Here is a 20,706-nt window from a genome sequence, read left to right on the forward strand (position 1 = left end):
AAGCCAGAACCTTGACCCTCAACACCGAACCGAAACATACATGAAAGGCGGGTCACTTCTCGGTGGAAATGCCGGGTCAGTTCTCAGTGAAAATCAACAGCTTGCAGCAGGCAGCCTGCAGGACGCGATACATAGCTACGTTCGCCACAGCTATCGCTTCGCCATCGATGATCCAGGACTGGGCTTTGTGCGGCCTGCCTCTTTGCAAGGGGACGACAAGCTTGCCAAGGCGCGCAAGCTGGCAGCCTTACGCGATTGGAGCGCGGCTGCAAGAATTTGGCGGACAATGAAGGCCTCTCTCCAGCTGACGTCGATCTCTGGGCGCAGGTCGTCGAATGTGGCGGGCGGCCCCTGAACTGGCCCGCGCGGTGGCAGCTCATGTCGAGGCTGGCGACTTCGCCCGCGCCGCCAGGTCCGCTATCACACTCGCAAAAATCCACGCCGAGCGTGGATCAGGTGCCGTCGCAGAGGGATGGCTGGAACGTGCCGCGTCGCTTCTTTCCCAGTCAAAAGACGATAGCACGCAGGCCTATCTGCTGTGGATGAGGTCACGCCTGGCATCTTCCGGCGGCCGGCCTGAGGAAGCGCTGCGACTGGCGTCAGCCGCTCACGCGATAGCCGAGAATTGCGACGATCCCGGCCTGCGGGCTCTGACTTTGACGTATAAGAGATTTTTCAATCTCGCCCTCGGCAAGATCGAGGAGGGCAGCGAGCAGCAAAATCATGCGGCGGCGATCGCCTTGTCGAGCCAGGTTGACCCGATCACCGGCAGCCTTGTTTATTGCAATATCCTCGGAGCTGCAGGACATATGCCGATTGGCCTCGTGCCCGCCAGTGGAGCGCTTTGAAAGTTGGTGCACCGTAGTTTTGCGCAGACCTCGGGTGCGTGTGACCTTCATCGCGCTGAAGTGATCGCGGCGCAGCAGGTATTGCCGGAAGCCCTGACTTGCATAAACGAAGCGCTACCCAAGCTCTCCGCGGAGGAATCCTGGTCGCTCGGCGAAGGCTTCCGTGTCCGCGGCGATATCTTCGCCATGATCGGCGACCTTACATCGGCGCGGGCCGACTACGATCAGGCTTATGCGCTCGGCTGGGATGCGGAGCCCGGCAATGCTGTGCTTCTATTCGAAACCGGCGATCTGGACGGGGCGCTTGCCGCACTCGACCGGGCTCTGCAGGGGACGTCGTGGTTCCATCGGCAGCGACGTGGAAACCTGTTGGTGAACGCGGCTTGCATTGCAGCACGTGGCGGGCGCTCTGACCAGGCGTCAATCTATCTCAAAGAAATCGATGCCCAGCTAGAACGCTGGCGGCAACCCGCAACGCAGGCATTGATAGCCGAAACCAAGGCGGCACTTTGCAGGCCAGGCGATCCAAACGGAAATCGGCTTCTGTTATTGGCGCGACAGCTATGGACCAGTGCAGGCGTCGATTATCACGCGGCAAGGGTTCGGCTGCAGATCGCCAGTGCCCTGTTGCGTTCGGGTGACGTCAGCGGTGCGAAAGTGGAGATCACCGCGGCCGAGAGATCGGCCCGCCATCTCGGATCACGGCGCCTGGAAGAGGAAGCCGCAACGCTTCGCAATGGCTTTTCGCGCGAATGCCAGTCGATTGTCGATGGCTCCGGGCAAGAACTCAATCTCTGAGCATGCCTGCCTTCTTTAACTGGACTGGCTGCCGATCAAGCATATCGGCGGCGGTGGCCAACGATCAGCCAGAGATCAGGTCCCGATAAGGACGATCAGCCCTCCCTGAAGGTAATTTTCCCAAGCCAAGCAGACACGCCTGGCAATAAGCAGCGCCGCGAAGGGCTGGTGCTAAATCGAAAGGGAAAGATCATGAACCTGTTTGTTATCCGCCGCCCCAGCGCTTGGGCATCACTGCAGGAACTCGAAGCCGCCGGCGCCAAATCGGCAAAGGTCGCCAAGGAACAGATGTCGGGTACGGTCAGCTGGATCCGCAGCTATGTCGTGCACGAACCCGATGGCCGCATCGGCACCTTCTGCATCTACGAGGCCAAAGACGGCGAGGCCATCCGCGATCACGCCAAGCGCGTTGGCATGCCCGGCGAGGAATTCTACCCGGTCGCCGACACGGTCATCATTCGCAATGATCCGATGACAGCGGCCGCCTGAGACCGCCAGTCGCTGCCTCGCGTGATCAAAGCGGGGCAGCGTCATCCAATCAGCAACCAATGAACAGACGGCGCTTGGAACGGCATGTCGCATTCCGGTGCCGCGATTCCTCACGAATGGAGAAAACCAATGTTTCACCACCTGAAGCGCGTGTCGATCGGGCTGAGAGCACGCAGGGCCGAGAAAGCTTTGCACCAACTGCCTGACCACATCCTGAAGGACATCGGCATTCGCCGCGGTGCGATCGCATATGCTGTTCGGGAACACTTCAAGGACCGTCTCGTCTGAGTGCCCAGACCAATTGGAAACCAGGGAAATGGAACTTCTGATAAACGTGGCGAACGTCATGTATGTGATCGCCTACTTCACGCTGGACATCTTGCGGCTGAGGATTCTCACCACAGCGGCTGCAATCTGCCTTGCCGTGTATTTCTATAGCCAGCCCGCGCCACTCATGAACGTCGTCGGCTGGAACGTTTTCTTTGTGATTCTGAATCTGATCCAGATCGGCCGCATTGTGAAGTCCCGCCGTAGCTGAATGTCGGTTCGCATGCAGCTTCAGCCTGCGCTAAGCGCTACAGGCGGGCTGCCACCAGACCATAAAAAAGCAACGTGATCATCTCTACCGGTACCGCGCTACTCTATGCCGGCATCGGCTTGAGTTGCGGATGCTGTCAAGTAGATGTCAGCCTTAGAGAAGGGCAAGATAATACACGGGGCCGACATCAGGCGCATTGCGGTCCGGCACCTTTTTGGGTCAAAAGGGGGCCGACTACCGACCGTCCGCTGCTGGGCTGCCCAAGATGAAAGCGGACACACGACATCGGATGCCATGGTTTGGATTAGACCCGACTCCTGCATAGGCACAGTTACGCCTCGCCTCGAAGACGTACTACATCCTTGGATGGGGGCAGCCCGAACTGCCGCGCGTATTCCCGGCTGAACTGGTTGGGGCTTTCGTAGCCGACACAGAAGGCCACAGATGTCGCGCTTCCCTCTCCTGCCATCAGAAGCGTGCGGGCATGAAGCAGGCGGACCTGCTTTTGGTATTGGATGGGGCTGAGCGCCGTGACCGCCTTGAAATGGCGGTGGAATGCCGAGACGCTCAGGGCCGCCATCTCGGCGAGCGCCTCGACCCTCAGGGGCTTTGCGAAATTCTGCCGGATCCATTGGATCGCGACGCCGATCCGTGAGAGCGCCGCGTCGGGCGCCGCGATGTCCCGTAGCATCCAGCCCAAGGGTCCCTGCAGCACACGACAGGATCTCCCGTTCGTAGGCAGGCGCGAGCACGGCGACCTCGTCCGGCCGGTTCATAAGCCGGAGCATCCGCACCCAGGCGTCGAGAAATTCCTCGCTAACGGGCGCAACCGAGAAGCCCGACCCGAAGAGCTTGCTGCACACTTGCACGGGCAGGTCGCTGATCAGCGCCGCGACAGTCGCAGGGTGGAGCGTTAGACTGACCGCGAGATACGGCTCCCCCGTGGCCGCCGGATGCACCGACCCCACGGCCGGTAGATCGACCGACATGACGAAATAAGTGGCGGGGTCGTAGGCGAAGGTCCGTTCGCCGACCGTCATTGTCTTCGAGCCGGTCAGGATCAGGTTGATCATCGGCTCATAGACGGCCGAAAGCCGGTGCTCGGGTATTTCACCCTGGACCATGGCGACGCGGGGAATTCCTGTTTCCGTCCGGCGATTTTCGGCCGACGAGGCCAGGCTGCGCAGTTCCTGAAGTTGCTCTTCCATGGGGTCGACCGTGACAGACCGGGAATGGCTTCGCAAGCGCGAAGCAGAAATAGGCAAGCTTCAGGGAGAAATGGGTGAGCGCGGGAGACGGAGCAGGCTTAGCTTCAGGTTACCGAATATAGAAGGAAAGACCCATGAAGATCGTCATCGTCACCGGAAGCAGCCGGGGCCTAGGAGCGAGCACCGCCGTCGAATGCGCCCGCAACGGCATGGGCGTGGTCGTAACCTACAACAGCAATCCCGAAAAAGCAGAGGAGGTCGTGAAGACGATCGTGCAGAGCAGCGGCAGGGCCGTGGCCCTGAAGCTCGACGTCGGAAACGTCAGTTCCTTCCCGGCATTTCGTGACGCCGTCGCCGCCCAACTGCAATCCGTCTGGGGCCGTGGCGATTTCGACTATCTCGTCAACAACGCCGGATACGGCCTCTTCAGTCCGATCGCCAAAGTGACGGAAGAACAGTTCGACGGGCTGTTCAACGTCCATCTCAAGGGACCTTTCTTCCTGACCCAGATCCTCCTGCCGATGATGGCGGACGGCGGCCAGGTCATCAACATCACCAGCGCCACCTCGCGCGTGGCGACGGCCGGCGTCGCACCCTATGCCTCGTTCAAGGGTGGGCTCGAAGTCCTGACCCGCTACATGGCCAAGGAGTTCGGCGAGCGGGGGATCAGGGCGAACTCGATCGCACCCGGTGCAATCCGCACCGAACTGGGTGGCGGCCTGAACGACGAGTTCGAGGCGATGCTCGCGGGCCAGACCGCGCTCGGCCGCGTCGGCGAACCCGAAGAGATCGGTGGCGTCGTCGCCAGCCTTTTGTCCGGTCAGAACCGCTGGATCAATGCCCAGAACATCGAGGTCGCGGGCGGCTACGTCATCTGACCAAAGGAGAGCAGCATGCTCGACCACGTTTTTATCTCCGTCAGCGACGTCGCCCGTTCGATCGCCTTCTACGAGGCAGCGCTTGCACCGCGCGGCATTACTCACGTGATTAATTACGACGGAAAGGATGGTCCACGCGGCCATCCGGACCTGAAGGGTTTTGGCGCGAACGGAAGGGTCTTCTTCTGGCTCCGCGATGGCGTCGTCGAAGGCCGTGCGGCTCATGTCGGCTTCGTCGCCAACGGCACAACTCAGGTCGATGCCGCCTTCGCTGCCGCCATGGCCGCAGGCGCTTCCGAGGTCCATCCGCCCGGAGCGCAGCTCCACTACGACCCACGCTACTACGCCGCGCAGGTTCTCGACCGACGGCTATAGCCTCGAATTCGTCTACAAGGAATGGCAGCACTGACATGACAAAACTGATGATCTATGGCGCGACCGGCTACACCGGCCGGATGGCGGCAGAGCATGCAACGGCGGCAGGTACGCCACTCGTGCTCGCCGGCCGCAGCGAAGCGGCCCTGTCGAAGTTCTCCGCTGATCTCGGCGTGGAATACCGCGTCTTCGGTCTCGAAGACGCGGCGACGATCGGCAGCGGCTTCGCCGGCATTTCGGTCCTCCTGAACTGCGCCGGGCCGTTCATGAGCACCGCCGACGCCCTGATGAAGACGTCGATCCGCAACGGCATCCACTATCTCGACACCGCGGCCGAACTCGACAGCTACCGGTTGGCGGAAGGACTCGACGACGAGGCGAAAGCCGCGGGCGTCATGCTCATGCCGGGCGGCGGTGGCAGCGTTGCTATGCTCGGCAGTCTCGCCGGACATGGCGCTGCGCGCGTCGCGAATCCTCGCAAGATCAGGATCGCGCTGTATGTCGCAGGCGGACTTTCCCGAGGATCGGCGATCAGCGCCATGGAGAACGTCACCGTCGAGACCCTGGCGCGCGTGGATGGCGAGCTGGTCACCGTAGCTGCCGACGGTATCCGGAAGTTCGACTTCGGCAAGGGGGCGGTCGACTGCTTCCCGGTGACGCTGCCCGATCTCATCACGATCTGGCGGTCGACGGGCGTTCCCGACGTCGAGACCTTCGTGCATTTGACCGGCGACGGACTCCCGCAGGGCGATCTCTCGCTGCTCCCGGACGGCCCGAGCGAAGACGAGCGTCTGGCGAACCGCTACCAGGCGGCCGTCGAAGTCACCGACGCGGATGGACACGTCGCCCATTCGCGTCTCGACACGGTCAACGGCTATACCTTCACCGCGATGGCTGCGGCCGAAGCTGGCCGCCGTGTGCTTGCAGGCGAAGTCCGCTTCGGCTTCCAAGCGCCCGCCGATCTGTTCGGAAGCGGCTTCGCCCAGACCATCGCCGACACCACGATCGTCGACATCTGAGGAATGCACGATGCAGAAGCTAGTCGAATCCTTCATCGCGACCGCAAACGCCTTCGACGTCGAGGGCGCGCTGTCCCTGTTCGCCGCCGACGCCGTCATCGATGACGTTTCGGTCGGCGACACCTTCGTCGGGCGCGATGGCGTCCGCAAATACCTCGAGCGCTTCTTCGTCGGCTACAGCACCAAAAGCAGGCTGTTGTCATTAGAGGAGCTGGACGACCTCCATTCGAACGTCCGGCTCGATTTCACAGGCGATTTCGGGCACGAGGTCGGCATCCTGAAGATTGCAATCAATTCGGACGGTCTGATCGAGCGCATTGACGCCGACTTGGAATAGCGGCTCCACCAGCAGTCCTATCGAACCAATATCACCGGCGCCGTGGGCGCCGATGCCGGGGACGGTTTGCATTCCGCGAGCCTCCGGCACGACAAGGAGCACGTTTTATGACCACCTCGCCATCTCTCACACAGGACGCCGCAGACAGGCTCGCGGTCGTCGAGGCCCTCTATCGCTTCGCCGCGGGCATCGACCTTCGCGACATGGAGCTTCTGGCTTCTTCGCTTGCGGAGAACGCGGTCTCCGACTTTCGGCCGGCTGCTGCCAAAGCCAGGTTCGAGTATCCGGTGATTGAAGGCCGGGATGTCATCGTCTCTGCCCTGACGACGTCGCTCAGCACGCTGGACACCACCCATTCCGTCAGCAATCCGCGCGTCGCCATCGATGGCGACACGGCACGCATGGACGTGCTCGTGGAAGCCCAGCACGTTCCCCGCAGCGATCCCTCGCGTCACTACCTCATGAAGAACCGCTACGACGTCGAGCTGGCGAGAACCGGCGACGTCTGGGTCATCACCCGCAACACGGTCGACAATGTCTGGCGGACGGGCGATCTGACTGTTCTCTCCGAGATCTAAACCTCCAATGAGGGCGACGGGAATGGAATGGCGGCAGGTTCTGTTTCCGCCGCCATTCTCCCGCGGATGACCGCTGTTGACGCGAACATGCCGCCTCCTCAGTCCGCTTCCATGTCCGCTTTAGGGACGCCGCTAGCGTAGACCCTATGACCGAGATTAGGCGCATTGCTGATAGGCGTATTGCTGACCGGCAGATTTGGGCCGGAGAACGAGCCCGCTGCGCGGGAGGGGCGCCTGCGGTTGAGGTAGAGATCAAGAACCGGTCGTCGCGCTCGCGTTGAGCGTCGTTCGGCTCGAGCAGAGCATGGCGGTGCGGCGTTTCTCACGGGAGACACAGCGCAACTATCTCCGCGATATCGAACGCCTGGCGACATTCCTCGGGCGTTCACCCGTCACTTCGACGGGTTCGATATCGTCCAGGCCAAGAACAAGGGACGAACCGGCGGCAAACGGCTTTTCGTGCCGATCACGCCGATGCTGTCCGAGATCCTGGATGCGGCCGACAGGCGCGGCGAGACCGTCTTGGTCAACGCCTATGGGGAGCCCTTCTCCGCAAAGTCCTTGACTGGAATGATGGCGCATTGGTGCAAGCTTGCCGGTCTTCCGAAGGGCCTGACCCTGCATGGCTTGAGGAAGTCGCCCGGTGTTTATCTGGCGGAGGCCGAGGCCTCCACCAGGCAGATGATGGACGTCCTCGGTCACGACGACATCGATCATGCGGAGCTCTATTCGCGGGAGGCATCGCAGGTACGGCTGGCGGTCCAGGGGATGGATCGAGTCGTGCGGCTGGTCACGCGCAAGCCGATGCTTGGCGAACCTGTTGGCGAACCTTGTGGCGAACCGCCTTCTAAAGCATTGATAAATAACGATAATGGTGGGCCCGGAGGGACTCGAACCCCCAACCAAGCGGTTATGAGCCGCCGGCTCTAACCATTGAGCTACAGGCCCCACGCGGGCTGGATTAATGTTTTTCCCGTCGCGGCACAAGGCTTTCCCGCCGGGCTTCCGCAGATCGCCCAAATCAACCCATAATCGCGCTCTACGCGACCTCTGCGACTTGATCGCAGACCAAGGAGATTTTCATGACGAGAAACCTTTTGCCCATCGCGCTCGCCGCTGCAATCGCTTTTCCGACGATGGCTGGAGCCACCGATTTGCCGACGCCGCCCCGCATCATCGTGTCAGGCGAAGGCGAAGCAACCGTGGCGCCTGATCTGGCGGTCCTGACGCTGAGCGTCATGCGCGAGGCCAAGACCGCGCGCGCCGCGCTCGACGCCAACAATGACGCCATGGCCGCCGTGATCGCGGCGATGAAGTCGGCTGGCATCAAGGACCGCGACCTGCAGACCGCCGGTATCCAGATCAACCCGCGCTACAACTACACCAACAAGCCGGACGGCAGCCAGGAAGCCGAACTCGTCGCCTATCAGGTGACCAACACGCTTTCGGTGCGGGTGCGCGACGTCGACAAGACCGGCGAGATCCTTGACAAGGCGGTGTCGCTCGGCGTCAACCAGGGCGGCGGCATCGCCTTCACCAATGATAACCCGGCGGCCACGGTCACGGAGGCGCGCAAGAAGGCGGTCGCCAACGCCATGGCCAAGGCCAAGACGCTGGCCGAGGCCGCAGGTGTCAGCCTCGGCCGGGTACTCGAGATCACTGATCAGAACATGGCGCCGACGCCAATGCCGATCAACGCCAAGGCCTTCGACGCCGCGGCGGGTGCCGCGGCTCCGGTGCAGGCCGGCGAGAATTCCTACAATTTGCAGGTCACCGTCACCTTCGAACTGAAGTAACCGGCACTGAACGATCCGTGGCTGAGCCTTGCTCAGCCACGGCAATCACCAGCCAATAGCGTGCATGAAAAACCCCGCGGGATTGCTCCGCGGGGTTTTTTCGAGCCACACCCTTCAAACGGAAAGGGGCTCGGCTAGTCCCGGCTGATCCTCGTAGAGGATCATGCCGCATCGACCTTTGCAGAGGGTCGTGTCTCCAGGCATGACCCTCGCAGAGGGTCATGCCTCTATGATTCCAGCCTCAGCGATAGATAACCGGGCAGCCGCGCTCGTTGGCGAACACCACCACGACACGGTCGCCATCCTGGCGGCCCATCACCTTCACCGTACGACGGCTGACGTCGACGATGCGGACACGGTGGAGACCCATGCGCTCGGCCTTGTCGAGGGCGCGGTCCGGCGAACAGCCACGGCGCCAGTCGCCGCGGCGTTCATCACGGCGATGGCGATAGCCGTCGTCGCCGGCATAGACGCCGAAGCGCGGGTCGTTGTTGTTGCCGAAGCCGAGATAGAGGCTGTCGGCGTGAGCGGGGATGGCCGTCAGCGTGCCGAGACCGACCAGGGCCGAAAGGGCTGCCGTCTTGATCGTATTGAACATCGTCTTCTCTCCTTTTTGCGGGCTTTCGCCCGTCCTCGTGAACCGATGGGGGGAGAATGCGCTTGCCAGTCTGAACTCTTTGCGAACCTGCTGTTCATCTCCGGTTCATGTGGCGAGAAAAGGGAAATTTCCGGCCATTCGCCATCGTCCACAGCCTGTGGTGAACGCCAAAACGCCTGACTGAGCCTGCGGTTCCCAATCCGGCGGGCTGAGGACCTGATGCGAGTCTCAGGGTTCTTCGTCCAGCATGTAGTCAAAATAGTCTTCCGGCTCGGCAAGATCGGTTTCGCTCGCCTTGACCCGGCCGCGCATCGAGATGCCAGCTTCATGCACGGTCTCGGCGCTGCCCGACACCAGCCGGTGCCACCAGTAGAGGTCGCGGCCCTCGGCCACCAGGCGGTAGGCGCAGGTGCTGGGCAGCCAGCTGATGGTGCGCACATTCTGCGGCGTCAGCCCGACGCAGTCGGGAACACGCGCCAGCCGGTTGGCGTAGTCCGAACAGCGGCAGGTCTCGGCGTCGAACATTCGGCAGCCGACGCTAGTCCAGTAGATCTCGCCGGTGTCCTCGTCCTCAAGCTTCGACAGGCAGCATTTGCCGCAGCCGTCGCAAAGCGATTCCCACTCGGCCGGGCTCATCGCCTCCAGCGTCTTGGTTTTCCAGAATGGCGTTTCCATTCCCGGCATGTGGCCCCAGCCGCCGGCAAGGTCAAGCGCGGCAACGGCCGAAATGCGGCTGTCATTAGGCGAATGACACGAAGTTGCCTTCAAAAGGCCGGTCAATCGCCCCGCGCGGCCTGTATTCACGCCAAACCGGAACCAATCGGCGCAAGATCGGTTTCGGCAAGGATGGGACCCCACAAGGAGAATTTTCGATGAAATGCCAACCACGGATTCTGGCCGGCACCGCCCTTGGCCTGCTGATGGCATCCGCGCCGTTGGGCGCGTACCCGCTTCAGGGAGGTGCCGCGTTCGGTCCTGCCCAGCGCACGTCAGCCCCATTCATTTTGGCGCAAGCTGCGTGCGCCGAAGGCGAATCGGCCGAGGCCTGTGCACAGAAGCAGCAGGCGGAACCCGAACAGAAGCCCGGGCGCAAGAAGGCCGATCCGCAACAGCAGGCAGCGCCCGCCCAGAGCGAGCAGCCCGTCGAGGAGCAGCAGCCACGCAGGAAGAAGCGCGATCAGCAGCAGCAGACCGAGCAGGCACCAGCCGAACAGGCGGCTCCAGCCGAGGAACAGCTGCCGCGCAGGAAGAAGCGCGATCAGCAGCAGCAGACCGAGCAGGCGCCGGCCGATCAGGCCGCTCCGGCCGCCCAGGAGCAGCAGCCGCGCAAGAAGAAGCGCGACCAGCAGCTGCAGACCGAGCAGGCGCCGGCCGAACAAGCAGCACCCGCCCAGGAGCAGCAGCCGCGCAAGAAGAAGCGCGACCAGCAGCAGCAGACCGACCAGGCACCGGCAGGCCAGGCAGAACCGGCCAACGACAATCAGCCCGCCGAGCAGGCTAAGCCGCGCAAGAAGAAGCAGGACCAGCAGGCCGAACCTGAGGTCGCCCCGACGCCGAAGGAAGCTCCCGCTGGAGAGGCGACGGCTCCCTCCGGCGAACAGCCTGCGGCCCAGGGCGAGCAGCCTCAGGACACGACGAAGAAGCGTGTCAGGAAACCTGTTGGCGAGCAGCCGGTGACGGGAGAGCAGCCGGCCACTGGAGAACAGCCGCCAACGGCCGAACAACCCGCCAATGGTCAGCAGCCGGCCGAAGGTGAAAATGCGGCCCAGGGCGAAGCTCCGGCCGACAAGAACGCAGCTCCTATCCTTGATAGCCAGAAGGATGTCCTGCGCAAGCGCAAGGGCAAGAACGGCCAGCAGGGAGGCGAGAATGCGAATGGCGAGCAGGCCAACCAACCCGCGCAGCAGAATGGCGAGCAGGCGCAAGCTCCAAAGCCGGCCCCGGTCGACCAGGGACCGCCGCCCACCGACGACAAGTCGGCCCAACAGGCAATCCAGCCTGAAAAGATCGCGCCGGTGACGGAGGAAAAGGGCACGCGCGTGGAGCGTGCGCCCGATGAGAACGTCCGCGACCGCCGGCGTCCGAAAGGCGTCGACGTCGTCAGGGAACTCGGCGATCGCGTCATCCTGCAGTTCAACAACCAGACATTCGTCCAGAGCAATGACGCCCCGCGCATGAAACGCGGCGCCAAGGACGTCTACTACGAGGATCTGCCGCAAGGCCGCACACGCGAGACGGTCGAGCGGGGCAATGGCGTCCAGATCGTCACCATCCGCAACCGTTACGGCGATGTCATCCGGCGTTCGCGCATCACGCCTGATGGCCGCGAATATGTGCTCAGCTATGTCGACGAGCGCACCTATCAGGACGAGGGCGACTGGCGCGATCCCGGCGACGACCTGCCGCCGATGCGGCTGACCATCCCGCGCCGGGAGTACATCCTTAATTCCGAGGATGTCGAAAGCCCCGATGACTACTACGACTTCCTCGAACAGCCGCCGGTGGAGAAGGTCCAACGCCTCTATTCGATCAACGAGGTCAAGCGTTCGGCCCGCGTGCGCGACATTGCACGGCGCGTCGATCTCGACACGCTCAACTTCGAATTCGGTTCGGCCTCGATCTCCGACACCGAGGTGCAGAAGCTCGAGGGCGTCGCCACCGCCATGGAGAGACTGTTGAAGAAGAACCCGGCCGAGACCTTCCTGATCGAAGGTCATACCGACGCCGTCGGCTCGCCGGAAGCCAACCTCGCTCTGTCCGATCGCCGCGCGGAAGCGGTGGCGGAAGCGCTGACCAACGCCTTCGGCATCCCGCCGGAGAACCTGACCACGCAGGGCTATGGCGAGGAGTATCTGAAGGTCAATACGACGGCGCCAAACCGCGAGAACCGGCGCGTTGGCATTCGCCGCATCACCTCCCTGGTGGCACCGGTGGCCAGCAACAATTAGGTCATGATTTCAAAACCATGACCTGGTTTGCGGAATCGCCACGAGAGGCATCCATCCCCGGCCCTGCCGGGGATGGATCGACGTGCCGGGTTTAATAAGAATTGTGCCGGTATGCAGCCGGGCTCATTGAATCGAAGGCGCACCTATCCCAGATTCAATGCCGGGCGTTCCCTGCCCCGTCCCGACTCCAGCGGGACGCATTGAGCCCCGCCGGACCCTCCTCCGGCGGGTTTTTTGCTCGGAGCAATTCCAGGAAACCGTGGCCTTCAGGCTCGGCGACACCGACACCATCCTGAAGATGCTCGGCATGATCGATGCAGCACTTGTCGCCTCGCTGGTGGTGATGGTCATTATCTCGGGATACGAGAACTTCGTCAGCCGCTTCGACGACCAGGACGGCGGCGTGCACTGGCTGGGCACCATCGATGTCGGTTCGCTGAAGGTCAAAGTCGCCTCGACCATCGTCGCCATCTCGTCCATCCACTGCTGCAGGTGTTCTTGAACTCGTCGTCTTACACCACCGACCAGTTGATGTGGCTGACCATCATCCACCTCGCGTTTGTCGTTTCGGCGCTCATGCTGCCTATATCGACCGGTTGATGGGCCTGAGCAAAGGCAAGAAGGACGAGGCGTAAGGCAACTCCCTTCTCCCGTCACTATATGGGGAGGTGAGAAGCGGTCCGCGCAGCGGGCTTTTCGAGCGACGAACGCCGGCAGGGCGTAATGTCCGTCAGTAGATGCTTTTGACCTTCGTGCCCGAATTGGCAAACACCTCGTCCGGGACAAAAAAATCGCCGGCCAAAGGCCCTGTCGCATCAGGCGCATAGACCGAGAAATCGCTGACGCCCTCGGCGCGCAGCACCTCCTCGTCGATGTAGAAATTGCCTGATGCCTCGCGCGCCGGCCGCATGAAAATGGCATGCGCTGCATCGGCCATGATGTCGGGCAAACGGCTCATCGCCGCCACCGTCGCGCCGCCGAGCAGATTGCGCACCGCCGCCGTGTCGATGGTCGAGATCGGCCATAGCGAATTGACCGCGATGCCGTCCTTGGCGAACTCGGCGCTCATGCCCAGCGTGCACATCGACATGCCGAACTTGGCCATCGTGTAGGCGACGTGGTTCTTGAACCATTTGGCCTTCATGTCGAGCGGCGGCGCCAGATTCAGGATGTGAGCATTTTGCGCCAACTTCAGGTGCGGAATGCACATTTTGGACACCAGGAAAGTGCCCCGCGCATTGATCTGATGCATCAGATCGTAGCGCTTCATGTCGGTCTCCAGCGTGCCGGTGAGCTGGATGGCGCTGGCATTGTTGACGCAGATGTCGATGCCACCGAATCTTTCGACCGTCTTTGCGACCGCCTCGGCAACCTGTGCCTCCTCACGGATGTCGCAAAGCACAGGCAGCGCCTTGCCGCCGGCCTGCTCGATCTCTTCAGCCGCCGTATAGATCGTGCCCGGCAACTTTGGATGCGGCTCGGCGGTCTTGGCCGCGATCGTCACATTGGCGCCGTCGCGTGCCGCACGCAGCGCGATCGCCAGCCCGATGCCGCGCGACCCGCCGGAGATGAACAGCGTCTTTCCCTTGAGCGACATTTCCTTGCGCCTCCGTTGCAACACAGCAGGCGCGAACCTTTGCGCGGCAGGCGACCACAGCGCAAGACCCGACACGCTGGACACCGAGTTACAGCGTAGGGTTTATGACTAGACCAGCACCAGCCCCTGCCGCATCGCAATGGCAATCGCGTCGGTCCGGTTGGTGGCACCGAGCTTGATCAGGATCGCTGCGACGTGGAACTTCGCCGTGTGCACGGAGATGTTGAGCCGCCGCGCGATCACCTTGTTGGGCGCACCCTCGGCCAGCAGCGCCAGCACTTCCGCCTCGCGCGGCGACAGCGAAGGCCGGACGGCATGTTCGTCGGAGGCTTCATCCTCGAAAGGCTCGCCATCGCCGGCATGGAAATGCTCATGGCGCCCGCTTCTGCCATCGCCCGATACGCGATAGCCGGCCGCAACCAGCCGCGCCGCCGCGGCGATCAACAAATCGTCCGCGACCGCTTGCATGACGGCCAACACCTCACCGGCGGGCCGCTCGCCATTGGCGCGTCCCGACAACAGCACCCGTGGAATGGCGGCCGGCACGGCATCACCGCTGCTGTCGTCGACGATGGCGACGTCGGCTCTGCCGGCCACGACCGGCAACAGGTCATCGCTGGCTGCAAGCGAGGTCGCCAGGCGCTCGGCGCGCCCCGCATCGCCAAGTGCAATCAGCACCACCAGCGGCCGCGAGGCGGCGCCGTCACGCATGATCCGGTCGCTGGTGAGCGTGTCCATCGACCCCCTCAGCTTAGCGGCTTTTCGCCGATGGTCAGCGCGACATCGCGCTGTTCGCCGCCGCGCACCACGCCGAGCGTCACCAAAGCGCCGGCGCTGTCGGGTCCGAGCCTGCGGATCAGGTCGCGCGGGCCCTGCACGGCCTCGCCGTTCCACGCCACGATGATGTCGCCGAGCGAGAGACCGGCGGCCTTGGCCGGACCATCATCATCGAGGCTCATCACCATCGCGCCGCGCGCGTCGCGGTCGCGCACCGGATGCAGGCCAGCGCCGAGATAGCCGCGCGCGACATGGCCTTTCTCACGCAGGGTCGCCACCGCCCGCTCGATCGTCTCGTAAGGCATGACCAGCGCCCTGTGGCGCGGTCCGAACAACAGCATGCCGATCAGCGCGCCCTTGGCATCGAGCACCGGACCGCCCTCGAAACGGCCGCCGGCGCCGACCGCAAGATTGATGCGCCGGTCGATGGTGCCGCCGCGCATCGAGCGCCAGGCCGGACCGACTTCGCCGACCGAACCTGAGACGGCCAAAGCGGAACCATCACTGTTGCCGATGGCAATGGCGAGATTGCCGGGCCGTACCGCATCGGCCTTGGCCAACGGCGCGGCGCTGACGGCCCCCGCCGGCTTCAGCAGGGCAACGCCTGTCGACGGATCGCGGCCGACCAGTTCGGCCTTCACCGTCTCGCCCGAGGCCAGCACCAGCTCGATCTCCTCGCCGGCCTCGACAGCCTCCTCGGCGGTGACGAAATAACCGTCACGCCAGTGGAAGGCGCTTGCCGTGCGGTGATGATGCGTGGCGAAACTCGCCGTTGCCGGCGCCGCCTCGGCGGCGAGATCGGCGATGGCTTGCGAAAACGCACTCAGATTGAAATCGCTCATATTGGTCTCCTGGGTTCATCCATGCCCCAGATATCGCTCGACAGCGCGCTTGGAGGTACTCGCCTGACGGCTAGTTGCCGGTTTGACTGGCCATCTGGTCAGGTCGCGGCGGTTCTGGCCGCTCCGCACATATAGTCACGATCAAGCCTGAACACACGGAGCCCGCTATGGCCCTCGCCGCCGCCAAATTCCACAGCGATGACACACTGGCCGACGACACGTTGCTCGATGCCTATTCGACGACGGTTGCCGACGCGGTCGACCGCATCGGTCCTGCCGTCTGCCGCATCGAGCGCGTCGGCGGTCAGGGCGGCCATGGCTCCGGCTTCGTCATCGCGCCGGACGGGCTGGTCGTCACCAATTTCCATGTCGTCGGCGACGCCAGGACAGTGCGCGTCTCGATGCCGGACGGGTCGTCCAGCGAAGGCCGCGTGCTGGGCCGCGACCCCGACACCGACATCGCGCTGGTGCGCGCCGATGGCAGCTTTGCCGATGTCGCACCGCTGGGCGATTCCAAGCGGCTGCGGCGCGGCCAGATCGCCATTGCCATCGGCAACCCCCTGGGCTTCGAATGGACCGTCACCTCCGGCGTCGTCTCGGCGCTGGGCCGCTCGATGCGCGCCTCTACCGGCCGGCTGATCGACGACGTCATCCAGACCGATGCGGCATTGAACCCCGGCAATTCCGGTGGACCGCTGGTGTCGTCGGCCGGCGAGGTCATCGGCGTCAACACCGCCATGATCCATGGCGCGCAAGGCATCGCCTTCGCGGTCGCCTCCAACACCGCCAATTTCGTCATTTCGGAGATCATCCGCTTCGGCCGCGTGCGCCGCGCTTTCATCGGCATCTCGGCCGACACCACCAATTTGCCGCGCCGGGCAGCACTCCTGTCGCAAGTGTCGACCAGCACGGCGGTGCGACTGCGCAGCGTCGAGAAGGATGGCCCGGCGGCCAAGGCGGGCCTCAAGGAGGGCGACATCATCGCCGCCATCGACGGGCGCCCGGTCACCGGCGTCGACGACCTCGTGCGCCTGCTCGATGCCGAACGCATCGGCCGCGAGACGCTGTGCACCGTGGTGCGCCGCACCGGCGTCAGCCAGGTGACGGTGACGCCGGTGGCAAGGGCCAGTTGAGGCTGGCGCTCAGGCTCCCGCCGCCCCCTCCGCATACTGCGCCAGAAACGCCTCGCTCGGCGGGATCGGCTTGATCACGTCGATCAGCACGCCGTTGGGGTCTTTGGTGATGAAATGGCGCTGGCCGAAGGGTTCGTCGCGTAGAGAGCGCAGGATCGGCAGGCCGGCGACGACGACCCGCTCATAGACCGCGTCCGGGTCGCGAACCTCAAAATTGATCAGCAGGCCCGCGGTGCGGCCCCGCCCCTCTTCCGGAATGGTCTCATGGTCGCCCTGGACGATGCCGAGATTGACTCTTCTGGTCTCCACCGATTGCAGATGGACGTACCAGTCGCTTTCGAACAGCGGCTGGAAGCGGAAATGCTTCACATAGAACGCCGCCGTGCCGGCGACGTCGCCGGTCATCAACACCGGATAATAGCTCGTGGTCTTCATCTTTCCTTCTCCCATCAACCAACATACAGTCTGCATGTAGATTGAATTAACATACAGGCTGCATGTATGCAAAAGGATTCCGCGCGCCGTTCCAACCGCGACCGCACCGAAGCGACGCGCGCCGACCTGATTGCCGCGGCGCGAAAGCTGTTCACCGAAAAATCCTATGCCGAGACCGGAACGCCGGAGATCGTTGCCGCGGCCGGCGTGACGCGCGGCGCGCTCTACCATCATTTTGCCGACAAGCAGGCGCTGTTCGCCGCCGTGGTCGAGCAGGAGGCGGCAGCGGTCGCCGAGGAGATCGAGCGCGCCTCGCCGCCATCGCTGTTTGCCCGCGACGCACTGATTGCCGGTTCGGACGCCTATCTCGCCGCCATGCGCGCGCCCGGCCGCACGCGGCTGTTGCTGCTCGACGGTCCGGCCGTGCTTGGCCGCGCCGCCATGGACGCGATCGACAACCGCCACGGCAACCGCTCGCTGCGCGAGGGTCTGGTCGCGGCAATGCGGGCGCAGACGATGACGAGGTTGCCGGCGGAGGCGCTGACCGTGCTGCTCGCCTCCGCCTTCGACCGCGCCGCCCTGGCCATCGAGGCCGGCGCCTCAGCGCAGGATTATCGCGCCGTGCTCATGGCGCTGATCGATGGGCTGTCTCCGGCTCATCCTCAGGCACCTCGCCCGGTTCGAACTCGTTGAAGCAGCCGAGCTGGCGCTTGAACTGGTCGATCAGCCAGGCAGCCGCCGGCTTCGGGCTGCGATCGTTGCGGTGCATGGCAAACAAGGGCGAACTCACCTCCCTGAAGGATTCGAGGTCGAGTTCCACCAGCCGGCCGCTCGCCAGATCGTCGGCAATCAGCCAGCGCGGCAGCCCGCCCCAGCCCAACCCCTCGCGCATCAGCGTATGCTTGGTGCGCAGGTCCGTCAGCCGCCAGGTGCGGTAGGCAAAGACGCCAAAGTCGCGCCCCTTGGTACGCTCCGACTGGTCGGTGACGACAAGCTGCGTGTGTTCGCGCGCATCCTCGATCGCCACCGGCTTCGGCAGCCGCGCCAGCGGGTGTGCGGGGGCGGCAGCCAGCACGATCGACATGAAGCCGATACGCACGAGATGCACGTCGACCTCGCCCAGCAGGCCGCCAATGCCGAGGTCTGCCTGCCCGCTGACGACATGATCGGGGATCAGTCCGAGCGAGCCGATGTGCAGGCGCAGCATCACGGTGGGAAACTGCGCCTCGAATGCCTTCAGCACCCGCACCAGCACCGGCGAGGGCAGCGCTGCATCAACCGACAGCGCCACTTCGGCCTCCAACCCCTGATGGTGGCCATCGACGCGCGAGCGGATACGCTGCAGCACGCCGACCATGCGGCGCGCATCCTCCAGCATCGCCCGGCCGATCTCCGTCAGTTGCGGCTCGCGCGTGCCCTCGCGCTCGAACAGTTTCAGCCCGAGCTGCGCCTCGAGATTGGCGATGCCGTAGCTGATGACGGATTGCGCCCGGTTGAGCTTGCGACCGGCTGCCGAGAAACTCCCGGCTTCGGCGACCGTCACAAAGATCTGAAGTTGGTCCAGCGTCGGGTTGGGCTGCATTGCAGTATCTATTTTGTTGATGGATCGTATAGAAAATATACCAGTTTATCGAATGGGTCGATAGCCCCATATGTGGCGGGACAATTCAATTCCACTGGAGAGACCCGCTATGTCCATTCTTCTCGTCACCTCGAGCCCGCGCGGTGCTGCCTCGCACTCGACCCGCATCGCTACCGAATTCGCCGAGAAGCTGCTTGCCGCTGACCCGTCAAACACGCTTGTCGTACGCGACCTCGTTACCAACCCGCTGCCGCATATCGACGCCGACTATTCGACTGGCATCTACACGCCGGCCGAAGCCCGCACCCCGCGCCAGGCTGAAGTCGTCGGCGTTTCCGATGTCGTCCTGGACGAGTTGTTCGTCGCCGACACGGTGATCCTCGCCACCGGCTTCATCAACTTCAACATCTCCTCGACGCTGAAGTCGTGGGTCGATCACATCGCCCGTTCCGGCAAGAGCTTTGCCTATGGCGAGAACGGCCCCAAGGGCCTCGTCACCGGCAAGAAGGTCTATATCGTGCTGGCTTCCGGCGGCATCTATTCGGAAGGCGCTGCCGTGCAGTTCGATCACGCCATTCCCTACCTGCGCGGCGTGCTCGGCTTCCTCGGCATGACCGATGTCGACGTCATCCGCATCGAAGGCGTCGGCATGGGCCCTGACGCGGTGACGGAAGCGCTCGCCAAGGCGACCGCCAAGGTCGATGCCGTGGTCGCGGCCAGCCGGGACGTCGCTGCGGCGGCGTAAAGCGCTGATCGTCATCCGCATCGAAAGGCAGGCGTTCGCGCCTGCCTTTTTCGTTCTAGCCGATGACATGCCTCAGCAGGCCAGCAGCGCCGACGCCGATCAGCACCGTCGGCAGCATGGAAAGCCGTGTCGCGGCGACAAGGGTGATGGCCAGCGCCAAAAGATCCGCCGGATTCCGCGACACGAAGGCCGGCGCGATGACCGAGATCAGCACGCATCCGGGCGCCGCCTCCATCACCGCCGTGGCACGCGCGCTGAGCGTGCGGTTGCGCAGCACGACGTAGCCGCCAATCCGCGTGAGATAGGTAACGCCAGCCATCAGCAAGATGGTGAGAAGGGTCGCTGCGTCTATCATGCATGACCCGCCATCAGCCAGGCCGCGACCAGCCCCGATACAGCACCGGCGGCGACATACCAGGCGCCCGGGACGAAGAGATAGACCATTGCCGCGACGACGAGGCTGACCAGCCAGGGCCGCGCCGCGGCCATGCTCGTCCACATACCGCGCATCAACACCAGGAAGACGGCCGGGAACGCCATGTCGAAACCATAGGTCTCGACATGGCCAAGCATGGGGCCGAGCAGGGCACCCAGCGTGGTGAAGGCCACCCAGGTGAGATACATCGCCAGTGCCGCACCCATATAGTAGCGCGGGCTGAAGGCCAGTGTGATGCCGGCGGCGGCGCGCTGTTTGGCATCGGCCAAGCCCAGCGCCCAGCTTTCGTCACACATAAAGAAAAGCGCCGGAAACACCTTGCGCCTCGGCAGATCGCGCAGGAACGGCGCCAGTGCCGCTCCCATCAGCAGATGACGGCTGTTGACCAGGAAGGTGATGGCGACGATGAGCACGATGTTCGGCGGCGACGTCCACAACTGGATCGCGGCGAATTCCGAGCCGCCGGCGAAGTTCAGCCCTGTCATCATGGACAATTCGACCGTGCTCATGCCCACCTGCGTGGCCTGGGCGCCGAGCACCAGCGCATAGGGGATGGTGCCGAACAGCACCGGCGCGCAGGACGCAACGCCACGGCGGAACTCGGATCCCGAGCCATCGCCCGCCGCCTCGACTGCTTGTGAAATGCTCATGCCTATCCATCGGCTGGCCTCGCGGCCGCCGCTTCCCTGCGTTTGAAATCAACTGATGTCGCCGGCAAAGATACCGATATCGGCTCGCAATTTGGTTGC

The 20,706-nt window shown here is 63.6% G+C and carries 25 protein-coding genes, 1 tRNA gene and 3 pseudogenes; 18 read left to right on the top strand and 11 right to left on the bottom strand.

Annotation, left to right across the window (positions count from 1 at the left end; translation table 11 throughout):
* The 6 genes from ASD12_RS29690 to ASD12_RS29710 all read left to right on the top strand — a co-directional run.
* Positions 1-355, top strand: a 355-nt coding sequence (locus tag ASD12_RS29690) for a hypothetical protein (protein WP_210173869.1), incomplete at its 5' end; no start/stop codon positions are given.
* Complete coding sequence (locus ASD12_RS29695) at positions 336-848, top strand: hypothetical protein (protein ID WP_056595255.1); 513 nt, start codon at positions 336-338, stop codon at positions 846-848. The genes ASD12_RS29690 and ASD12_RS29695, both read left to right, overlap by 20 nt.
* A gap of 3 nt (positions 849-851) precedes the next feature.
* Positions 852-1,646, top strand: coding sequence for a hypothetical protein (locus ASD12_RS29700; RefSeq protein ID WP_156398679.1), 795 nt, complete (start codon positions 852-854; stop codon positions 1,644-1,646).
* A gap of 192 nt (positions 1,647-1,838) precedes the next feature.
* Positions 1,839-2,135 (top strand): nickel-binding protein, encoded by a 297-nt coding sequence (locus tag ASD12_RS29705; RefSeq protein ID WP_056595260.1) that lies wholly within the window; start codon positions 1,839-1,841, stop codon positions 2,133-2,135.
* 129 nt (positions 2,136-2,264) lie between these two features.
* On the top strand, positions 2,265-2,423 hold the full coding sequence (locus ASD12_RS33780) for a DUF1127 domain-containing protein (RefSeq protein ID WP_162252304.1): 159 nt from the start codon (positions 2,265-2,267) through the stop codon (positions 2,421-2,423).
* 28 nt (positions 2,424-2,451) lie between these two features.
* Positions 2,452-2,673 (top strand): hypothetical protein, encoded by a 222-nt coding sequence (locus ASD12_RS29710; protein WP_056595262.1) that lies wholly within the window; start codon positions 2,452-2,454, stop codon positions 2,671-2,673.
* Positions 2,674-3,004: 331 nt separating this feature from the next.
* On the opposite strand, the pseudogene ASD12_RS29715 reads toward ASD12_RS29710, so the two are convergent.
* Positions 3,005-3,881, bottom strand: a pseudogene (locus ASD12_RS29715) (AraC family transcriptional regulator).
* Between the two features lie 134 nt (positions 3,882-4,015).
* Here ASD12_RS29715 and ASD12_RS29720 point away from each other — a divergent pair.
* The 6 genes and pseudogenes from ASD12_RS29720 to ASD12_RS33795 all read left to right on the top strand — a co-directional run.
* The gene (locus ASD12_RS29720) at positions 4,016-4,759 is read left to right on the top strand and encodes an SDR family oxidoreductase (protein ID WP_056595264.1); all 744 of its coding nucleotides are present in this window, start codon (positions 4,016-4,018) and stop codon (positions 4,757-4,759) included.
* 15 nt (positions 4,760-4,774) lie between these two features.
* Positions 4,775-5,134 (top strand): VOC family protein, encoded by a 360-nt coding sequence (locus ASD12_RS29725; RefSeq protein WP_244483021.1) that lies wholly within the window; start codon positions 4,775-4,777, stop codon positions 5,132-5,134.
* A gap of 47 nt (positions 5,135-5,181) precedes the next feature.
* A complete protein-coding gene (locus tag ASD12_RS29730) occupies positions 5,182-6,153 on the top strand; it encodes a saccharopine dehydrogenase NADP-binding domain-containing protein (protein WP_244483023.1) in 972 nt (323 codons plus the stop codon).
* Between the two features lie 10 nt (positions 6,154-6,163).
* Positions 6,164-6,490, top strand: coding sequence for a nuclear transport factor 2 family protein (locus ASD12_RS29735; protein ID WP_056595268.1), 327 nt, complete (start codon positions 6,164-6,166; stop codon positions 6,488-6,490).
* 107 nt (positions 6,491-6,597) lie between these two features.
* The gene (locus ASD12_RS29740; protein ID WP_056595271.1) at positions 6,598-7,068 is read left to right on the top strand and encodes a nuclear transport factor 2 family protein; all 471 of its coding nucleotides are present in this window, start codon (positions 6,598-6,600) and stop codon (positions 7,066-7,068) included.
* A gap of 444 nt (positions 7,069-7,512) precedes the next feature.
* A pseudogene (locus ASD12_RS33795) lies at positions 7,513-7,857 on the top strand (tyrosine-type recombinase/integrase); the annotation flags it as partial.
* 83 nt (positions 7,858-7,940) lie between these two features.
* On the opposite strand, the gene ASD12_RS29745 reads toward ASD12_RS33795, so the two are convergent.
* Positions 7,941-8,016: transfer RNA gene (locus ASD12_RS29745), tRNA-Ile, on the bottom strand.
* 134 nt (positions 8,017-8,150) lie between these two features.
* On the opposite strand from ASD12_RS29745, the gene ASD12_RS29750 reads away from it, so the two are divergent.
* Positions 8,151-8,864, top strand: a complete 714-nt coding sequence (locus ASD12_RS29750) for an SIMPL domain-containing protein (protein WP_056595273.1) — start codon at positions 8,151-8,153, stop codon at positions 8,862-8,864.
* A gap of 241 nt (positions 8,865-9,105) precedes the next feature.
* Here the strand turns inward: ASD12_RS29750 and ASD12_RS29755 are convergent, their stop codons facing one another.
* Positions 9,106-9,462: a hypothetical protein gene (locus tag ASD12_RS29755; RefSeq protein WP_056595275.1), complete on the bottom strand. Its 357-nt coding sequence runs from the start codon at positions 9,460-9,462 to the stop codon at positions 9,106-9,108.
* A gap of 228 nt (positions 9,463-9,690) precedes the next feature.
* Positions 9,691-10,137: a YcgN family cysteine cluster protein gene (locus tag ASD12_RS29760; RefSeq protein ID WP_056595953.1), complete on the bottom strand. Its 447-nt coding sequence runs from the start codon at positions 10,135-10,137 to the stop codon at positions 9,691-9,693.
* A 197-nt stretch (positions 10,138-10,334) separates the two neighbouring features.
* On the opposite strand from ASD12_RS29760, the gene ASD12_RS29765 reads away from it, so the two are divergent.
* A complete protein-coding gene (locus ASD12_RS29765; RefSeq protein ID WP_056595277.1) occupies positions 10,335-12,410 on the top strand; it encodes an OmpA family protein in 2,076 nt (691 codons plus the stop codon).
* A 277-nt stretch (positions 12,411-12,687) separates the two neighbouring features.
* Positions 12,688-13,045 (top strand): annotated as a pseudogene (locus ASD12_RS33800) (YqhA family protein); the annotation flags it as partial.
* Between the two features lie 95 nt (positions 13,046-13,140).
* Here ASD12_RS33800 and ASD12_RS29775 read toward each other — a convergent pair.
* The 3 genes from ASD12_RS29775 to ASD12_RS29785 all read right to left on the bottom strand — a co-directional run bounded on the left by ASD12_RS29775 (position 13,141) and on the right by ASD12_RS29785 (position 15,626).
* Complete coding sequence (locus ASD12_RS29775) at positions 13,141-14,007, bottom strand: NAD(P)-dependent oxidoreductase (protein WP_056595283.1); 867 nt, start codon at positions 14,005-14,007, stop codon at positions 13,141-13,143.
* A gap of 108 nt (positions 14,008-14,115) precedes the next feature.
* A complete protein-coding gene (locus ASD12_RS29780) occupies positions 14,116-14,745 on the bottom strand; it encodes a helix-turn-helix transcriptional regulator (RefSeq protein WP_056595284.1) in 630 nt (209 codons plus the stop codon).
* A gap of 8 nt (positions 14,746-14,753) precedes the next feature.
* Entirely contained in the window at positions 14,754-15,626 is an 873-nt protein-coding gene (locus tag ASD12_RS29785) for a S1C family serine protease (RefSeq protein ID WP_056595286.1), read from the bottom strand.
* A gap of 167 nt (positions 15,627-15,793) precedes the next feature.
* Between ASD12_RS29785 and ASD12_RS29790 the strand changes: the two genes are divergently transcribed.
* Positions 15,794-16,759 carry a trypsin-like peptidase domain-containing protein gene (locus ASD12_RS29790; RefSeq protein WP_056595288.1) on the top strand — a complete coding sequence of 322 codons (966 nt, stop codon included), beginning with the start codon at positions 15,794-15,796 and terminating at the stop codon, positions 16,757-16,759.
* A 9-nt stretch (positions 16,760-16,768) separates the two neighbouring features.
* Here the strand turns inward: ASD12_RS29790 and ASD12_RS29795 are convergent, their stop codons facing one another.
* Positions 16,769-17,194 carry a VOC family protein gene (locus ASD12_RS29795; RefSeq protein ID WP_056595290.1) on the bottom strand — a complete coding sequence of 142 codons (426 nt, stop codon included), beginning with the start codon at positions 17,192-17,194 and terminating at the stop codon, positions 16,769-16,771.
* Between the two features lie 66 nt (positions 17,195-17,260).
* Here ASD12_RS29795 and ASD12_RS29800 point away from each other — a divergent pair, with 66 nt between their 5' ends.
* Complete coding sequence (locus ASD12_RS29800; protein ID WP_056595292.1) at positions 17,261-17,887, top strand: TetR/AcrR family transcriptional regulator; 627 nt, start codon at positions 17,261-17,263, stop codon at positions 17,885-17,887.
* Here ASD12_RS29800 and ASD12_RS29805 read toward each other — a convergent pair.
* Positions 17,820-18,776 (bottom strand): LysR family transcriptional regulator, encoded by a 957-nt coding sequence (locus ASD12_RS29805; protein ID WP_056595294.1) that lies wholly within the window; start codon positions 18,774-18,776, stop codon positions 17,820-17,822. The two genes, ASD12_RS29800 and ASD12_RS29805, sit on opposite strands and share 68 nt — an antisense overlap.
* Positions 18,777-18,885: 109 nt before the next feature.
* Here ASD12_RS29805 and ASD12_RS29810 point away from each other — a divergent pair, with 109 nt between their 5' ends.
* The gene (locus ASD12_RS29810) at positions 18,886-19,521 is read left to right on the top strand and encodes an FMN-dependent NADH-azoreductase (RefSeq protein WP_056595302.1); all 636 of its coding nucleotides are present in this window, start codon (positions 18,886-18,888) and stop codon (positions 19,519-19,521) included.
* 55 nt (positions 19,522-19,576) lie between these two features.
* Here ASD12_RS29810 and ASD12_RS29815 read toward each other — a convergent pair whose 3' ends face one another.
* Both ASD12_RS29815 and ASD12_RS29820 read right to left on the bottom strand, forming a co-directional pair.
* Entirely contained in the window at positions 19,577-19,876 is a 300-nt protein-coding gene (locus ASD12_RS29815; RefSeq protein WP_056595304.1) for an AzlD family protein, read from the bottom strand.
* A complete protein-coding gene (locus ASD12_RS29820) occupies positions 19,873-20,607 on the bottom strand; it encodes an AzlC family ABC transporter permease (protein WP_056595306.1) in 735 nt (244 codons plus the stop codon). Before ASD12_RS29820 ends, ASD12_RS29815 begins: the two co-directional genes overlap by 4 nt.
* Positions 20,608-20,706: the final 99 nt, after the last annotated feature.

Origin of the sequence: Mesorhizobium sp. Root102 (genome assembly GCF_001425625.1) — a bacterium.
Classification (GTDB): domain Bacteria; phylum Pseudomonadota; class Alphaproteobacteria; order Rhizobiales; family Rhizobiaceae; genus Mesorhizobium.

Excerpts from the sequence above, each read along its gene's own strand:
- ASD12_RS29740 (WP_056595271.1), top strand. The coding sequence starts at position 6,598 with ATGACCACCTCGCCATCTCTCACACAGGACGCCGCAGACAGGCTCGCG.
- ASD12_RS29735 (WP_056595268.1), top strand. The coding sequence starts at position 6,164 with ATGCAGAAGCTAGTCGAATCCTTCATCGCGACCGCAAACGCCTTCGAC.
- ASD12_RS29780 (WP_056595284.1), bottom strand. The coding sequence starts at position 14,745 with ATGGACACGCTCACCAGCGACCGGATCATGCGTGACGGCGCCGCCTCG.
- ASD12_RS29820 (WP_056595306.1), bottom strand. The coding sequence starts at position 20,607 with ATGAGCATTTCACAAGCAGTCGAGGCGGCGGGCGATGGCTCGGGATCC.
- ASD12_RS29705 (WP_056595260.1), top strand. The coding sequence starts at position 1,839 with ATGAACCTGTTTGTTATCCGCCGCCCCAGCGCTTGGGCATCACTGCAG.
- ASD12_RS29720 (WP_056595264.1), top strand. The coding sequence starts at position 4,016 with ATGAAGATCGTCATCGTCACCGGAAGCAGCCGGGGCCTAGGAGCGAGC.
- ASD12_RS29725 (WP_244483021.1), top strand. The coding sequence starts at position 4,775 with ATGCTCGACCACGTTTTTATCTCCGTCAGCGACGTCGCCCGTTCGATC.
- ASD12_RS29750 (WP_056595273.1), top strand. The coding sequence starts at position 8,151 with ATGACGAGAAACCTTTTGCCCATCGCGCTCGCCGCTGCAATCGCTTTT.
- ASD12_RS29805 (WP_056595294.1), bottom strand. The coding sequence starts at position 18,776 with ATGCAGCCCAACCCGACGCTGGACCAACTTCAGATCTTTGTGACGGTC.
- ASD12_RS29695 (WP_056595255.1), top strand. The coding sequence starts at position 336 with ATGTGGCGGGCGGCCCCTGAACTGGCCCGCGCGGTGGCAGCTCATGTC.
- ASD12_RS29765 (WP_056595277.1), top strand. The coding sequence starts at position 10,335 with ATGAAATGCCAACCACGGATTCTGGCCGGCACCGCCCTTGGCCTGCTG.
- ASD12_RS29755 (WP_056595275.1), bottom strand. The coding sequence starts at position 9,462 with ATGTTCAATACGATCAAGACGGCAGCCCTTTCGGCCCTGGTCGGTCTC.
- ASD12_RS29760 (WP_056595953.1), bottom strand. The coding sequence starts at position 10,137 with ATGGAAACGCCATTCTGGAAAACCAAGACGCTGGAGGCGATGAGCCCG.
- ASD12_RS29775 (WP_056595283.1), bottom strand. The coding sequence starts at position 14,007 with ATGTCGCTCAAGGGAAAGACGCTGTTCATCTCCGGCGGGTCGCGCGGC.
- ASD12_RS29815 (WP_056595304.1), bottom strand. The coding sequence starts at position 19,876 with ATGATAGACGCAGCGACCCTTCTCACCATCTTGCTGATGGCTGGCGTT.
- ASD12_RS29710 (WP_056595262.1), top strand. The coding sequence starts at position 2,452 with ATGGAACTTCTGATAAACGTGGCGAACGTCATGTATGTGATCGCCTAC.
- ASD12_RS29785 (WP_056595286.1), bottom strand. The coding sequence starts at position 15,626 with ATGAGCGATTTCAATCTGAGTGCGTTTTCGCAAGCCATCGCCGATCTC.
- ASD12_RS33780 (WP_162252304.1), top strand. The coding sequence starts at position 2,265 with ATGTTTCACCACCTGAAGCGCGTGTCGATCGGGCTGAGAGCACGCAGG.
- ASD12_RS29730 (WP_244483023.1), top strand. The coding sequence starts at position 5,182 with ATGATCTATGGCGCGACCGGCTACACCGGCCGGATGGCGGCAGAGCAT.
- ASD12_RS29810 (WP_056595302.1), top strand. The coding sequence starts at position 18,886 with ATGTCCATTCTTCTCGTCACCTCGAGCCCGCGCGGTGCTGCCTCGCAC.
- ASD12_RS29795 (WP_056595290.1), bottom strand. The coding sequence starts at position 17,194 with ATGAAGACCACGAGCTATTATCCGGTGTTGATGACCGGCGACGTCGCC.
- ASD12_RS29800 (WP_056595292.1), top strand. The coding sequence starts at position 17,261 with ATGCAAAAGGATTCCGCGCGCCGTTCCAACCGCGACCGCACCGAAGCG.
- ASD12_RS29790 (WP_056595288.1), top strand. The coding sequence starts at position 15,794 with ATGGCCCTCGCCGCCGCCAAATTCCACAGCGATGACACACTGGCCGAC.